Annotated in this window: 15 protein-coding genes; 6 read left to right on the forward strand and 9 right to left on the reverse strand. The window is 69.3% G+C overall.

The features are described from left to right. The first annotated feature begins 84 nt into the window (after window positions 1–84). From ABD156_RS17695 to ABD156_RS17705, 3 genes are all read left to right on the forward strand, one after another. Window positions 85–1149, forward strand: coding sequence for an AAA family ATPase (locus ABD156_RS17695; protein ID WP_037806526.1), 1065 nt, complete (start codon window positions 85–87; stop codon window positions 1147–1149). Between the two features lie 76 nt (window positions 1150–1225). After that, window positions 1226–2107, forward strand: a complete 882-nt coding sequence (locus ABD156_RS17700) for a DUF58 domain-containing protein (protein WP_344274505.1) — start codon at window positions 1226–1228, stop codon at window positions 2105–2107. A gap of 46 nt (window positions 2108–2153) precedes the next feature. Continuing rightward, entirely contained in the window at window positions 2154–3134 is a 981-nt protein-coding gene (locus ABD156_RS17705; RefSeq protein WP_116206855.1) for a VWA domain-containing protein, read from the forward strand. Between the two features lie 47 nt (window positions 3135–3181). On the opposite strand, the gene ABD156_RS17710 is transcribed toward ABD156_RS17705, so the two are convergent. Genes ABD156_RS17710 through ABD156_RS17735 form a run of 6 tightly spaced genes read right to left on the reverse strand, consistent with a single transcriptional unit; the run spans window position 3182 to window position 8417 of the window. Continuing rightward, the gene (locus ABD156_RS17710; RefSeq protein WP_344274061.1) at window positions 3182–3643 is read right to left on the reverse strand and encodes a tRNA (cytidine(34)-2'-O)-methyltransferase; all 462 of its coding nucleotides are present in this window, start codon (window positions 3641–3643) and stop codon (window positions 3182–3184) included. Next, on the reverse strand, window positions 3643–4068 hold the full coding sequence (locus tag ABD156_RS17715; protein ID WP_344274064.1) for an acyl-CoA thioesterase: 426 nt from the start codon (window positions 4066–4068) through the stop codon (window positions 3643–3645). Before ABD156_RS17715 ends, ABD156_RS17710 begins: the two co-directional genes overlap by 1 nt. 16 nt (window positions 4069–4084) lie before the next feature. Then, complete coding sequence (locus ABD156_RS17720; protein WP_344274067.1) at window positions 4085–5026, reverse strand: TAXI family TRAP transporter solute-binding subunit; 942 nt, start codon at window positions 5024–5026, stop codon at window positions 4085–4087. Further along, window positions 5023–6411 carry a sensor histidine kinase gene (locus ABD156_RS17725; RefSeq protein WP_344274070.1) on the reverse strand — a complete coding sequence of 463 codons (1389 nt, stop codon included), beginning with the start codon at window positions 6409–6411 and terminating at the stop codon, window positions 5023–5025. Before ABD156_RS17725 ends, ABD156_RS17720 begins: the two co-directional genes overlap by 4 nt. Before the next feature lie 3 nt (window positions 6412–6414). Then, a complete protein-coding gene (locus tag ABD156_RS17730; RefSeq protein ID WP_344274073.1) occupies window positions 6415–7080 on the reverse strand; it encodes a response regulator transcription factor in 666 nt (221 codons plus the stop codon). A 14-nt stretch (window positions 7081–7094) separates the two neighbouring features. Then, window positions 7095–8417, reverse strand: a complete 1323-nt coding sequence (locus ABD156_RS17735; protein WP_344274076.1) for an MFS transporter — start codon at window positions 8415–8417, stop codon at window positions 7095–7097. 167 nt (window positions 8418–8584) lie between these two features. Between ABD156_RS17735 and fabG the strand changes: the two genes are divergently transcribed. Continuing rightward, window positions 8585–9289, forward strand: coding sequence for a 3-oxoacyl-ACP reductase FabG (fabG, locus tag ABD156_RS17740; RefSeq protein ID WP_344274079.1), 705 nt, complete (start codon window positions 8585–8587; stop codon window positions 9287–9289). Between the two features lie 37 nt (window positions 9290–9326). Continuing rightward, complete coding sequence (gene fabI, locus ABD156_RS17745) at window positions 9327–10094, forward strand: enoyl-ACP reductase FabI (RefSeq protein WP_344274082.1); 768 nt, start codon at window positions 9327–9329, stop codon at window positions 10092–10094. A gap of 51 nt (window positions 10095–10145) precedes the next feature. Here the strand turns inward: fabI and ABD156_RS17750 are convergent, their stop codons facing one another. Both ABD156_RS17750 and ABD156_RS17755 read right to left on the reverse strand, forming a co-directional pair. Beyond that, complete coding sequence (locus ABD156_RS17750; protein ID WP_344274085.1) at window positions 10146–11315, reverse strand: Cmx/CmrA family chloramphenicol efflux MFS transporter; 1170 nt, start codon at window positions 11313–11315, stop codon at window positions 10146–10148. Window positions 11316–11690: 375 nt separating this feature from the next. Beyond that, window positions 11691–12275, reverse strand: a complete 585-nt coding sequence (locus ABD156_RS17755) for a TetR/AcrR family transcriptional regulator (RefSeq protein ID WP_344274508.1) — start codon at window positions 12273–12275, stop codon at window positions 11691–11693. 88 nt (window positions 12276–12363) lie between these two features. Between ABD156_RS17755 and ABD156_RS17760 the strand changes: the two genes are divergently transcribed. Further along, window positions 12364–13407, forward strand: coding sequence for a ferrochelatase (locus ABD156_RS17760; protein ID WP_344274088.1), 1044 nt, complete (start codon window positions 12364–12366; stop codon window positions 13405–13407). A 388-nt stretch (window positions 13408–13795) separates the two neighbouring features. Here ABD156_RS17760 and ABD156_RS17765 read toward each other — a convergent pair whose 3' ends face one another. Then, the gene (locus ABD156_RS17765; RefSeq protein WP_344274091.1) at window positions 13796–14593 is read right to left on the reverse strand and encodes a hypothetical protein; all 798 of its coding nucleotides are present in this window, start codon (window positions 14591–14593) and stop codon (window positions 13796–13798) included. Between the last annotated feature and the right edge of the window lie 75 nt (window positions 14594–14668).

The raw sequence follows: 14668 nt of genomic DNA on the forward strand, positions 1-14668 counted from the left end.
ATGCGATTGGCTACCGTCGCGGGAAGTTCTCGACCCAGTAGGGTCGCGGGCGAGCACGCAGACGCGGAAACCCCTGGAGGAAGAGTGACCGAGCCCGGCTTCGCCGAGGGAGCGAACGGGCAGCAGCCCGGCACCCCGGCGCGGGACGCCCAGCTGCTGGAACGCACCGTGTTCGAGGTGAAGCGCGTCATCGTCGGACAGGACCGGCTGGTGGAGCGCATGCTCGTCGGGCTGCTGGCGAAGGGGCACCTGCTGCTCGAAGGCGTGCCCGGGGTCGCGAAGACGCTCGCGGTGGAGACGTTCGCGCGCGTCGTGGGCGGGTCGTTCTCCCGCGTGCAGTTCACCCCCGACCTGGTGCCCGCCGACATCCTCGGCACGCGCATCTACCGCCAGGGCGCCGAGCGCTTCGACGTCGAGCTGGGCCCGGTCGTCGCGAACTTCGTGCTCGCCGACGAGATCAACCGCGCTCCGGCGAAGGTGCAGTCGGCGATGCTGGAGGTGATGGCCGAGCGGCACGTGTCGATCGGCGGCAAGACCTTCCCGATGCCCGACCCGTTCCTCGTGCTGGCCACGCAGAACCCGATCGAGAACGAGGGCGTGTACCCGCTGCCGGAAGCCCAGCGCGACCGGTTCCTGTTCAAGATCCTGGTCGAGTACCCCTCCGCGGAGGAGGAGCGCGAGATCATCTACCGGATGGGCGTCACGCCGCCGGAGCCGCACGAGGTGCTGAGCCCGGCCGAGCTGGTCCGGCTGCAGGGCGTCGCCTCGCAGGTGTTCGTGCACCACGCGCTGGTCGACTACGTCGTGCGGCTGGTGCTCACCACGCGCACCCCGAACGACCACGGGCTGTCCGACGTCGCGGGCTGGGTGTCCTACGGAGCCTCGCCGCGCGCGAGCCTCGGCATCATCGCCGCGGCGCGGGCGCTGGCGCTCGTGCGCGGCCGGGACTACGTGCTTCCGCAGGACGTCGTCGACGTCGTGCCGGACGTGCTGCGCCACCGGCTCGTGCTGTCCTACGACGCGCTGGCCGACGGCGTGCCGGTGGACCACATCGTCACCCGCGTGCTGCAGACCGTGCCGCTGCCGCAGGTTTCGGCCCGGCCGCAGGGCGGCGCCGGCCCGGTGCCGGCGGGCGCGCCCGTCAGGTAGCGGCGTGGCTGGCACCTCTGAGAAAGATCCGGGCGGACGTCCCGGCTGGGCGCCGCCGGTCCTGCGCGGCGACCGGATGGAAGCGGGACTGCGGACCCTCGAACTCGAAGTGCGCCGCCGCCTCGACGGTTTGCTCCAGGGCAACCACCTCGGTCTCGTTCCGGGCCCGGGTTCGGAGCCCGGTGAGGCGCGGCCGTACCAGCCGGGCGACGACGTGCGCCGGATGGACTGGGCGGTCACCGCGCGCACGACGACGCCGCATATCCGCGAAACGGTGGCGGACCGCGAGCTGGAGACGTGGGTCGTCGCGGACATGTCGGCGAGCCTCGACTTCGGCACCGCGCTGTGCGAGAAGCGCGACCTGGTGGTCTGCGCGACCGCAGCGGTCGCGCACCTGACCGGCGGCGGCGGAAACCGGATCGGCGCGCTCGTGTCCAACGGCGAAGGCACCACCCGGCTTCCGGCGCGCGGCGGGCTTCCGCATGCCCGCGGGCTCGTCCGGCGGCTGGCCGAAACGCCTCGGGCCGCCGAGGGCGTCCGGGGTGATTTCGCTGGTGCGCTGGAACAGTTGCGCCGTCCTCCGCGCCGGCGCGGCTTGGCGGTGGCGATTTCAGACTTCCTCGGCCCGCTGGATTGGGAGCGCCCGTTGCGCGCGCTCGGTGGAAGGCACGAGCTGATCGCGATCGAGATCGTCGACCCGCGCGACGTGGACCTGCCGGAGGTCGGCACTGTCGTGCTGGCCGACCCGGAGACCGGACGGCAGCGCGAGGTGCACGCTTCGGCGTTGCTGCGCAAGGAGTTCGGCGCGGCGGCGAACGCGCACCGGCAGGCGGTCGCGTCCGGTTTGCGCCGGGCCGGGGCCGCGCATCTGGTGCTGCGCACGGATTCCGACTGGATCGCCGACATGGTGCGGTTCGTGGTCGCCCGCAAGCGTCGCTGGTCCGGGGGTGTCGCATGACCGCCCTTCACGCGACCGCCCGGGCAACCAGTGAGGAGGCGACGGCATGAGCCTCGCCGGTTTCAGTTCGCCGTGGTGGTTCCTGCTGCTGCTCGCGGTCGCCGCGGTGGCGGGCGCGTACGTGCTGTCGCAGCGGCAGCGCCGCCGCCGGGTGATGCGGTTCGCGAACCTCGAACTGCTGGAGAAGGTCGCGCCCAAAGCGCAGGGCTGGATCCGGCACGTGCCCGCGGTGCTGATCGTGCTGTCGCTGCTGTTCCTGACGGTTTCGCTGGCAGGGCCGACGGCCGAGCAGAAGGTGCCGCGCAACCGGGCGACGGTCATGCTGGTGATCGACGTGTCGCTGTCGATGGAAGCCACCGACGTCGCCCCGACGCGACTGAAGGCGGCGCAGGACGCGGCGAAACAGTTCGCGCAGAACATGACGCCGGGCGTCAATCTGGGCCTGATCTCGTTCGCCGGAACCGCGACCGTGCTCGTCAACCCGACCACGGACCGGGCAGGCGTTTCTAAGGCGATCGACAACCTGAAGCTCGCCCAGTCCACCGCCACCGGCGAGGGCATCTACGCGGCGATGCAGTCGATCCAGAGCTTCTCGGCGGTAGTCGGCGGCGCGGACGGCCCTCCGCCCGCGCGGATCGTGCTCATGAGCGACGGCAAGCAGACGGTGCCGGAAGACCTGTACGCCCCGCGCGGCGCGTACACGGCGGCGCAGGCGGCGAAGCAGGCGCAGATGCCGATCTCGTCGATCTCGTTCGGCACCGAGCACGGGTCGGTGGACATCGAGGGCAAGCAGCAGGACGTCCGCGTGGACGACGAATCGCTGCGCGAGATCGCCCGGCTGTCCGGAGGCGAGTTCTACAAGGCGGCGAGCGCGGACGAGCTGAAACGCGTGTACGCCGACTTGGGCGAGCAGATCGGGTACGAGCTGAAGAACGCGGACGCGAGCAAGCCGTGGGTGGTGCTGGGGACGATCATCCTGATGGCCGGAGCCGCGACTGCGCTGGTGTTCGGCCAGAGACTCCCGTAAGTCCGTGAAGGGCTCCTTGAGGGAATCAGATTCCCTCAAGGAGCCCTTCACGGCGTGGCGAAGCCGTTCTGCCGCCACCCCTCGTAGACGGCGATGGCGGCTGTGTTGGCCAGGTTCAGCGACCGGTTGTTCGGCAGCATCGGCAACCGCAGCCGGTCAGTGACCTCCGGCGCGTGCTGAACCTCGTCCGGCAACCCAGCGGACTCCGGACCGAACATCAGCACATCCCCAGGCGCGTAAGACACCTCGGTGTAAAGCCGCGTCGCGGTAGCACTGAACGCATACACCTTCGACGGCAGCAAAGCCTCCCACGCGGCAGCCAGATCAGCATGCACATGGACCCGCGCGAGGTCGTGGTAATCGAGCCCGGCGCGGCGAAGCTGCTTGTCCTCCAAGGTGAATCCCAGCGGCTCCACCAGATGCAGCTCGCACCCGGTGTTCGCGGCGAGCCGGATGGCGTTGCCGGTGTTGGGCGGGATTTCGGGGCGGTAGAAGAGCACTCGGAACATCACGCCGCCTCGGGGAGGTACTGCGCGTAGGCCCCGCGCACCTCCGGCGGCGGTTCGGCCTTGCGGTAGTTCTCGGTGTCGACGAACACGTACCGCAGCCGGATCTCGGTCGTCACTGTGTCGCCGCGGCGGACTTCCAGCTCGAACTGCATCGACGTGGTGCCCAGGTGCACGAGATACACCGCGACGACCAGCTCGTCGTCGAAACGGCACGGCGCGAAGTACCGCAGGTTCGATTCGGCGACCACCACGTCGACCCCGGTGGCGAGCAGCGCGTCGTGCGAGCCGAAGAGCGCTCTCTCGACCTCGAACGCCGCCATGTCCGCGTAAGCCAGGTAGTGCGCGTTGAAGACGATGCCCTGCGCATCGCATTCGTGGTAGCGCACGCGGAGGGGCATTTCGGCGAGAGGTCGGCGTTCGGTCACCCGACCAATCTAGCGATCACCCGTGGAGCGCGCGGTAGGTGTCGGCGGCGCCGCGGTGCAGCGGGACGGGCTGGGTGCCGATGAGCGTGCGGACGTCCAGGAACTGTGTCCCGACGGCCTGCGCGGGCACGAGTTCGGCGGCGCGCTCGACAAGCACCCGGACCACCGCAGCAGCCACGTCGAACGGCAGCTTCGGCGAGCAGACCAGCAGGTTCGCGACGCCGATCGTCGGCAGCGAACCCACCCCGTGGTACGCCCCGGCAGGCACTTGCACCTGCTCGTACAGCGGTCCGTACGCCTTCCGCAGCTGGGGTAGCACCGACGTCAGCGGAAGCAGGGCAAGCGGCGTCGTGCGGTTGAGGTCGGCGAGCGCGGGCGTCGGGATCCCGCCGGACCACAGGAACGCGTCGATCCGGCGGTCGTGCAGGGCGGCGACCGCGTCGTTCAACGGCAGGTGCTGTGCCTGGACCGGGACGCCGTTCGCGGCGAAGACCCGTTCGCCCAGCTGTGCGGCACCGGAGCGGCTGGCGCCGACCGAGACGGGGCGTCCGGCGAGCGCGCGGAGGTCGGTGAGGTGGTCTTCGGCGCGGACGACCAGTTGCAGGTAGTTCTCGTAGACGCGGCCGAGTGCTTGCAGCGGAACGGGTTTCCCGAACGGCGTGCCGCCGGTAATCGCGGATTGCGCCACGTCGGCGAGTGTCAGGCCAAAGTCGGCGGTGCCGTCGCTGACCCGTTGGACGTTCTCGACGCTCGCCTCGGTGGGGATCGCGCTGCAGTGCAGCCGCGGTTCGGCGCGCGACAGTTCGGCGGCCAGCACCTCGGCGAAGGCCAGGTAGAAGCCGCCGGGTTCGCCGGACGCGATGGTGATCTGCCGTTCCGGGCCGCGGTAGGTGTCGTCGCAGGCGGCGAGTGCGAGGGCGAGGCTGCCGAGAAGCGCGGCGCGGCGGGTGACGGTCATGGCGTCACCTCGGCGGGCAGCGTGATCCGGACTTGGAGGCCGTGCGGTTCGACCGCGCGCAGCTCCAGAACCCCGCCCCGGGCACGGGTTTGCTCACGCGCGATGGCGAGCCCGAGGCCGGTTCCGCGCGGAGCGCCGTCGCCGCCGGCGCGCCAGAATCGTTCGGTGGCGCGGGCGAGATCCTCCGGCGGGAGGCCGGGACCGTCGTCGGTGACGATCAGCGTGACAGTGTCCGAAGTGGACTCCCAAGCGGCGGTGATGGTGGCTCCCTGACCGGCGTGGTGGACGGCGTTGTCCAGCAATACGTCGAGAATCTGCGCGAGTTCGCTCTCCGGCGTGCGCACCAGCAGCGGCTCGGTGTGGCCGGCGCACGGCACGAGGGTCGCGCCTGCTTCGTCGGCGGACAACCGCCACGCGTCGACCCGTTCCGCCACGACAGCGGCCAGGTCAGCGGGCTCGTCGTCGGCGCGCGCGGCCAGCCGGGTCGCGGTGCTTTCCGCGGTGGCGAGGGCGAGCAGGCCGTCGAGAATCCGTTCCAGCCGTTCGACTTCCGCGACCGTGGCGGCATAAGCCGGGCGGTTTTCGACCTCGGTGCCGAGAAGGTCGAGCCGGAGGCGCAGCGCGGCCATCGGGTTGCGCAGCTGATGCGAGGTGTCCGCGACGAGCCGCTGCTGCTGGTTCGCCGACTCGACGACCGCGTCGGACATCCGGTTCACCGACGCGGCGAGCGACCGCAGCTCGCGCGGCCCGGACCGTTCCGGCACCTGCGCCCGGCGTCCGCCCGCCACTGCCAGCACGCCGGTTTCCAGCTCCACCAACGGTCGCACCATCCACCGCGACAGCAGAACCGCCAGCAATACGAACAGCGCCGCGACCACCATCGCCCCGGCCGCGATGGCGCTCCACGCGGCTCCGACGTCCGCCGCCGCAGCGGTCACCGACGCCCGCAGCAGGACCACCCCGGACACTCGCGTCCCGGTGCCGACCGGGCGGGCGAAGAGCACCGGAGCGTCCGACCACGGCCGGATCCGCTCGACGGGCGCTTCCGGCTCGTTCCGCAGAGTCGCCTCGATAACGGCCCGCGCGGCGGGATCGCTGCTGGTCAGGCCACCGGTCTCGACAAGCGGCTGCCGCTGCGCGTCGACGATCAGCACACCTTCGCTGTATAACGACGAATACACTCGCGCGTCGGCGTTCAACGCGGTCGCGTCGCCGGAATCGACGGCCTGTTGCGCGAGCACCACGAAGCGGTCGACGTCGCTGCTGCGCGAAATCACCAGCTGCTGCGTCCGTTGATCGGCCGTCGCGGACAGCAACGGCACGGCAAACGCCGCCACGACGGCGAGCGCGAGCGTGACGAGAACAGCCAGCAGGCGAGTGCGCACCGATCAGCCCCGGCCGAGCCGGTAGCCGAAGCCGCGGATCGTGGTGAGCAGGCCGGGCCGGTCGAGCTTCGCGCGCAGCTGCGTCATGTGGACATCGAGCGAGCGCGAGACCGCGAGGTACGCGTCGCCCCACACCTCGTCCATCAGCTGCTGCCGGCTCACCGCGGTGCCGGGCCGCGCGGCGAGCACCGCCAGTACCGCGAACTCTTTCGTGGTCAGCCCGATGTCCCGGCCGCCGACCAAGACCCGGCGTGCGCCGAGGTCGATCTCGACGTCCTCGACGTGCACGACCGGGTCTTTCGGGGCAGGGGAGGAATGACCCGCCCGCCGCACCACGGCGTCCATCCGGGCCAGCAGTTCGGCCATCCGGACAGGTTTCGCCAGGTAGTCGTCCGCGCCGAAGCGCAGCGCGCGGACGACCGAACGTTCGTCGTCGCGCGCGGTCAGCACGATCACCGGCACCGGCGAGACCTGGCGGATCTTGCGCAGCACGTCCAGCCCGTCGAGATCCGGCAGGCCGAGGTCGAGCAGCAGCAGGTCCGCGTCCCGGTGCCGGGTGAGGGCGTCCGACCCGCGGCCGACCGCGGTGACCGGGTGGCCGTGCGCGTGCAGCGTTTCGGCGAGTGCCCGGGCGACCCCGGTGTCGTCCTCGACGAGCAGCACGCGCACGGCCGTCCTCCTGATCAGTCCTCGCCGCGCTCGAGAGCGGACGAACGCGAAGTTTCCCGCATTGTCGCGTACACGATGAGGGACACGAGGACGCAACCCGCGACGTACCAGAAGAAGAGCGATTCGTGACCGGCCTTCTTCAGCGCCTGCGCGATCAGCTCAGCGGTCCCGCCGAAGATCGCGACAGTGAGCGCATACGGGAGGCCGACGCCGATCGCGCGGATCCGCGTCGGGAACAGCTCCGCCTTCACGATCGCGTTGATCGAGGTGTAGCCGGTCACGATCACCAGCGCGCCGAGCAGCAGCAGGAACGCGAGGAACGGCTGGCTGGTGCGCGCCATCAGGGTCATGATCGGCACGGTCAGCAGGGTGCCCGCGATGCCGAAGAACATCAGCAGCTTCCGCCGGCCGATCTTGTCCGACAGCTTCCCGGCGAGCGGCTGCAGGATCGCGAAGACCAGCAGGGCCAGGAACATGATCACGGTGACCGTGCGCCGCGGGATGTGCGCGGTGTTCTCGAGGAACTTCTGCGTGTAGGTGGCGTAGGTGTAGAACGCGACCGTGCCGCCGAGCGTCAGGCCGACGACGAGCAGGATCTCCCGCGGGTACTTGACGAGCTGGCGCAGTGTGCCGCGCTCGCCCTTGCCGGTCTCCGCATTCTCGGTGACCCGCTGGTAGCTCTCCGACTCGTCCATCGACCGCCGCAGCGCCATCACGATCACCGCCGCGAGCGCGCCGACCACGAACGCGATCCGCCAGCCCCAGTCGCCCATCTGCTTGTCCGTGAGCACGCTCTGCAGGATCAGCTGCAGCCCGAGCGCGAGCAGCTGCCCGCCGACGAGGGTCACGTACTGGAAGCTGGAGTAGAACCCGCGCTTGCCGGGAGTGGCCACTTCGGACAGATACGTCGCCGAGGTGGAGTACTCGCCGCCGACCGAAAGCCCTTGCAGCAGCCGCGAGAACACCAGCAGGATCGGGGCCGCGATGCCGATCGCCGAGTACGCCGGGGTCACCGCGATGAGCAGCGAACCGCAGGCCATCATCGAAACCGAGAGCACGAGCGCGGACCGGCGCCCGTAGCGGTCGGCGAACCGGCCGAGCAGCCAGCCCCCGAGCGGGCGCATGAGGAATCCGACGGCGAACACCGCCGCGGTGTTGAGGAACTGCGCCGTGGCATCGCCGCCGGGGAAGAACGCCTTCGCGAAGTAGACGGTGAACGCCGAATAGGCGTACCAGTCGTACCACTCGACGAGATTTCCGATCGAGCCGCGCAGCACGTTGCCGACCACGCGCCGCTCGTCCCGCGCCGAGCCGGCGTCCTGGATCCGGGTAGTCATCCTTGACCTCCTGTGTCGCGACTCACGGTGACCAACCGGGGAGTAACCATCAAGGTCGAGGCGCGGTTCCTTACCGTCGCTTAGGACGGGAGTGCCGGGTGCGCCGCCGGTCAGCGCAGCCGATAGCCTCAGGCGGGCGCAACCGCTTAGACGACGAGGAGAACGCAGTGGGACGGTCGGTCTTGGTCACCGGCGGCAACCGGGGCATCGGGCTGGCGATCGCCCGGGACCTCGCCGAGCAGGGCCACCGGGTCGCGGTGACGCACCGCGGGTCCGGCGCGCCGGAGGGGCTTTTCGGCGTGCGGGCCGACGTCACCGACGCCGAGCAGGTGGACACGGCGTTCAAGCTCGTGGAGGAGCACCAGGGGCCGGTCGAGGTCCTGGTGTCCAACGCCGGGCTCACCGACGACACCCTGCTCATGCGGATGTCGGAGGAGCAGTTCGAGCGCGTGCTCAACGCGAACCTCACCGGGGCGTTCCGCGTCGCGAAGCGGGCCTCGCGCGGCATGCTGCGCGCCCGCTGGGGCCGGTTCGTGTTCATCTCGTCCGTGGTGGGCCTCTCCGGCTCGGCCGGGCAGGCGAACTACGCCGCCTCGAAGGCGGGCCTGGTCGGCTTCGCGCGTTCGCTCGCGCGGGAGCTGGGCTCGCGCAACATCACCGCGAACGTGGTCGCGCCGGGCTTCGTGCACACCGACATGACCGACAAGCTGCCCGAGGACCGGCGCAAGGAGATCCTCGCCAGCGTCCCGTCCGGCCGCTACGCCGAACCGGCCGAGATCGCCGCCGCCGTGCGGTACCTGTCCTCGGACGAGGCGGGCTACGTCAACGGCGCGGTGCTGCCCGTCGACGGCGGCCTCGGCCTCGGACACTGACCTTCCCGAGAAGAACACCCACGACCTGGAGGACGTGTTGCCCGGATTGCTCGAAGGCAAGCGGCTGCTGATCACCGGCGTCATCACCGACGCCTCGCTCGCGTTCCACGCGGCCCGCATCGCCCAGCAGGAGGGCGCGAAGGTCGTGCTCACCGGCTTCGGGCGCTTGTCGCTCGTGGAGCGCATCGCCAAGCGGCTGCCCGAGCCCGCCCCGGTGCTCGAACTGGACGTCACGAACCAGGAGCACCTCGACTCGCTCGCCGACCGGGTCCGCGAGCACGTCGACGGCCTCGACGGCGTGCTGCACTCGATCGGCTTCGCGCCGCAGAGCTGCCTCGGCGCGCCGTTCCTCGACGCCCCCAGCGACGACGTCAAGGTCGCGGTGGACGTCTCGGCGTTCTCGTTCAAGTCGCTGGCGGTGGCGACGCTGCCGCTGCTCAGCTCCGGCGCGTCGATCGTCGGCATGGACTTCGACGCGCGCGTCGCGTGGCCGGTCTACAACTGGATGGGCGTCGCGAAGGCCGCGCTGGAGTCGGTGAACCGGTACCTGGCCAAGGAACTCGGCCCGCGGGGCATCCGGGTCAACCTGGTCAGCGCGGGTCCGATGAAGACGATGGCCGCGAAGTCCATTCCCGGTTTCGGAGAGCTCGAAGCTGGGTGGGGCGACCGTGCGCCGCTCGGCTGGGATTCCGCGGATCCGGAGCCTACTGCCAAGACTGTGTGCGCTGTGCTGTCGGATTGGCTGCCGGCTACCACCGGTTCGATGATCATGGTCGACGGTGGGGTGCACGCGCTCGGGATCTGAGCTTGTTGCAGGAACGGCCCCGCGGGAGTGTTCCCGCGGGGCCGTTTTCTTTTACGCGGCCACCAGTTGCGGTGCGGTGTCGCGGTGGTGCAGGCGCAGTGCGAAGGTCAGGGCCGCCAACGCGAGCGCTCCTAGTACGACGCTCACCCATGCCACGCTCGAGAAGCCGAGCCCGGCGCTGATCGTCGTTCCGCCAAGCCACGGGCCCACGGTGTTGCCGACATTGAACGCGGATGTCGTGCTCGCGCCGACGAGTGTCGAGGTGCCGCCTGCCGCGGCGTAGGCGCGGACGTTGAGCGCTGGGTTCGCTGCGAATCCCGCCGCACCGAGTACTAAGACGGCGGCTATCGCGACTACGGCGTTGGTGGCGAAGGCGAGTGCGACTAGAGCGGCTACGGCGATGCCGAGGCTGCCGTAAAGAGTCGCGAACGGATACGTGTCAGCGAGTTTGCCGCCGGCGAAGATGCCGATTACTGCGCCGCCGCCGAAGAGCGCTAGCACCACCGGCACGGCGGATACGGGGAGTCCTGCGACGGAGACCAGTAGGGGAGCTAGGTAGCTGAACGTCGCGAAGACCATTGCCTGCAGCAGTGCGATCACGCCTAGTGCGAGCCATAGGCGGCTGCGGCGGAAGACGCGTAGTTCTTCGGCGATTCGTGGGGCTTCGGTTTCCTTGGCGGTGCGGGGGACCGACAGGAGTACTGCGATGGCGGCGATGACGGTTAGTGCGGCTACTGCCCAGAATGCGCTTCGCCAGCCTGCGTGCTGGCCGAGCAGGGTGCCTGCTGGGACGCCTACGACGTTGGCGACTGTTAGGCCGCCGACTAGGACTGCGAGGGCTTGTCCGCGTCGGGCTTCCGGGACCAGGTTGACGGTGGTTGCGGCGGCTACGGCCCAGAAGCCGGCGCAGGCTACTGCGCTGAAGATGCGGGTGGCGAAGAGGATGGCGTAGCCGTCGGCGATTGCGCCTATTACGTGGGAGGCGCTGAAGACGATGAGTAGGGCTAGGAGGGTGGTTCGGCGGGGGAGGCGGATTGTTCCTACTGCGAGCAGTGGGGCGCCGATGACCATGCCTACGGCGAAGGCGGAGATCAGGAGGCCTGCGTCTGGGATGGTTACGCCGAGGTCGGTGGCCATTCCGGGGAGGAGGCCGGTGATCATGAATTCGGAGGTGCCTAGGGCGAAGATGCTTAGGCCGAGTACGAAGACGGCTGGGGGCACGGGGGGTCTCTTTCTGGAATCGGTGGTACAAAATGGGGGTGGGATTGGCCGGGGACGGGCTCGTCGCCTGGCGGCGACATTGGCCCGTTGGTTGCGTGGGGCACCCCGAAGCTTGATTGTGCTGACGGTCTGAAGGTGCTTGTCAAGGCGGGAAAGATGCCTTGACAAGCACCTTCAGACCGCAGGGACGCTTCGTATCGGGGTGCGGGGGTGGGGCTGGGTGCCTCGATTGTTGGGTGCGTCGGCTGCGGTTTGTTGAGTGGGGCTAGCGCCCCAATGTGGCGTTGGGTGCGTCAGATGCACCGAATGCCGCATTGGGTGCGTGGGGTGCACCGGATGCCGCGTTGGGGCGTATTCCGGCTGCGGGCGGTGGGGTTAGCGGCGGGAGACTGCGCTCGTTGCTAGTTCTGCTACTGAGGTCAGTGCTTTTTGTTCTGCTCCGCGGCGGGACATCGTGCGGATTCCGGAGATGGTGGCGTGGATGAAGTTCGCGATTTCGGTGGCGTCTCGGTCGCGGGTGATGCTGCCGTCTGCCTGGCCGGTGCGGGCGAAGTGGGTCAACGCTGACAGGTGTGCTTCGGTGTCTGCGTTTACCTGCGCGGCGACTTCTGGGTCGGTGGTGCCGAATTCGGCGATGGCGTTGACCATCAGGCAGCCGCGTCTGCCGTTTTCTAGTTCGTCGTCGATTGTGGAGGCTAGGAGCAGGCGGATGGCGCCTAGTCCGTCGGGGGCGTTGTCGAGCAGCGTTTCTCGCAGTCGGATGCCGCGGTGCGAGTAGTGGTCTAGTACGCGGCGGAAGAGTTCGTGCTTGCTGGTGAACGTGTTGTAGATGCTGCTGCGCCCAAGTCCGGTGGCGGCGCACAGTTCCTCGGTCGACGTGGATTCGTATCCGCGCGCCCAGAAAGCGTTCATGGCGCCTTCGAGCGCTTCGGTCTCATCGAATTCGCGTGGCCTCGGCATGCTGATCACGCTAGCACATTTTAGATAGACCGGTACATAACTGGGTCGCCGAGGCGTGTGGAGGGCCACAGGGGCAGGATGAAGCACTGTGGGTTACGACGCGTTGCTATGGCTTTCGTTCGGCGGTCCGGAGGGGCCCGACGAGGTGATGCCGTTCCTGGAGAACGTCACCAGGGGCCGGGGCGTGCCGCGGGAGCGGTTGCTTGAGGTCGCCGAGCATTATCAGCACTTCGGCGGGGTCTCGCCGATCAACCGGCTGAACCGGGCGGCGATCGCTGCGGTCGAGAAGCAGTTGGCGGCCGAGAACATCGAACTTCCGGTGCACTTCGGCAACCGCAACTGGACGCCGATGGTCGAAGACACGCTGGCCGGAATGAAGGACGCGGGCGTCCGTCGCGCTTTGGTGTTCCCGACGAGCGCGTACGGCGGCTACTCCGCGTGCCGCCAGTACGACGAGGACATCGTACGAGCCCGCGCCGCCGTCGGCGATGGCGCGCCGGAGTTGGTCAAGCTGCGCCAATTCTTCGACCACCCGCTGTTCATCGCGACGATCGCCGACGCGGTCCGCGCGGCCCACGCGAAACTCGGCGACCGCCCCGGCACGCGCACGGTTTTCACCGCCCACTCGATCCCGGAAAGCGCCGACCTGGCCTCCGGCCCGCCTTCCGAGGGCGGCCGCCGTTACTCGAGCCAGATCGCCGAAGCAGCTCGCCTGGTGTCCGCCGAAGTCGGAATCGCCGAGTACGACGTCGTCTGGCAATCCCGGTCCGGCCCGCCGCAGATCCCGTGGCTGGAACCGGACATCGTCGACCACATCGACGCCCTGCACGCCCAAGGCGTGGCTTCGGTAGTGGTGAGCCCGATCGGCTTCGTCGCCGACCACCTCGAGGTGATCTGGGACCTGGACAACGAGGCCGCAGACCGAGCCGCAGAACACGGCATGGCCTTCGCCCGCGCCGCAACGCCGGACTCGGACCCGAGGTTCGCGGAAATGGTCGTCGAACTGATCCGCGAACACCTAACGGACGCCCCCGCGCGAAAACTCTCACGGTTCCCAGCGGCCGGCTGCACCGTCAACGGTGCCCCCTGCGCAGTTGCGTGCTGCGAACCCCCTCGCCGCCCCACCCGCTGACGACGTTCCGTGAGGGGAACCTTCAGGGACTCTGAGTCCCTGAAGGTTCCCCTCACGACCCACGCAAGTCCGTGAGGGGAACCTTCACGGAATTAGATTCCCTCAAGGAGCCCTTCACGGACTCCGAACCAGCACCCGCGTACGCAACTCGCCAGCCACCCAAGCCGTGCGCCCACCGCTAAACTGCCGCCGCTGCACCCAACGATCGAGGCGCCCGGCCCTACCCCAACCCCGATACGAAGCCTCCTCTGCGGTCTGGGGGTGCTTGTCAAGGCATCTTTCCCGCCTTGACAAGCACCCCCAGACCGTCAGCACAATCAAACTTCGGGGTGCCCCACGCAACCAACGGACGCGATGTCGCCGCCAGGCGACGAGCAGTCACCCGGGACTAAGCCTGCCGATCCCCCTGCTCAGCAAACACCCGGACCGCCTCATTAACCGAAGCAGTACGAGCCCCCCGAACAGCCTCAGCCAACGGCCGCAACGCCTCGGCCCGCTGATTCACCGCCGAAGCCGACAACGCCCCGCCAGGATCATCCGCCTGCGCCACAGCCAAAATCGCCGAAATCTCCTCAGCCCGCTGCAACACCCGCAACGCCCGCCCCGGCGTCCCGGCAGGCCACTCGACCTGCGGCCGAGCCCGCAAATGCGCCGACAACTCCGCCCGGACCCCAGGCCGATCACTGGCCACGTCCAACGCCTGCAACGCCCCGGCGCTGGCCCGGATCGCATCCGTCAGCCCGTGCTCGGCATCCGCCAACGGCTGGTACTCCAACGAAACCGGCGCGGCGAGCGAATACACCGTCCACCGCATCAACCCTTCGGCGATCGGCTCCGGCACCAACCCGAACGCCAGCCCGCTCAACACCACAGCCTCGCCGCACCGCAACGCGGCCTCAGCGAACGGCCCTCCGCCGCCCAAGCCGCGGACATCGCCAGGAACCGGCAGCACGAGCTGGACGCTCGCAGCACCCTGCGCCCGCAACGCGAGCAGCAGCTGCACCGGAGTAGCCGCGCGATGGAACGCGAGCGGGAGATCGAACGCGTCGGCGGCGGCGGGATCAGCCGCGACCACGTCGTGGGCCTCGGCCCAGTCCTGCAGGGCATCGAGGACGTCGTCGGACGCCGCGGCCCCGTTCAGCCACGCGGAGGACCAGACGGCGAGGGTCGCACTGGGTCGGCACACGACTGCTGATTTTACCGGTTCCTCCCGGCTCCGCCGATCCCCGCCCGGCTGGAGCCGCTCCACATCGACGGATGC

Source organism: Amycolatopsis albidoflavus, assembly GCF_039525725.1.
In the GTDB taxonomy this organism is placed as follows: Bacteria; Actinomycetota; Actinomycetes; order Mycobacteriales; family Pseudonocardiaceae; genus Amycolatopsis; species Amycolatopsis albidoflava.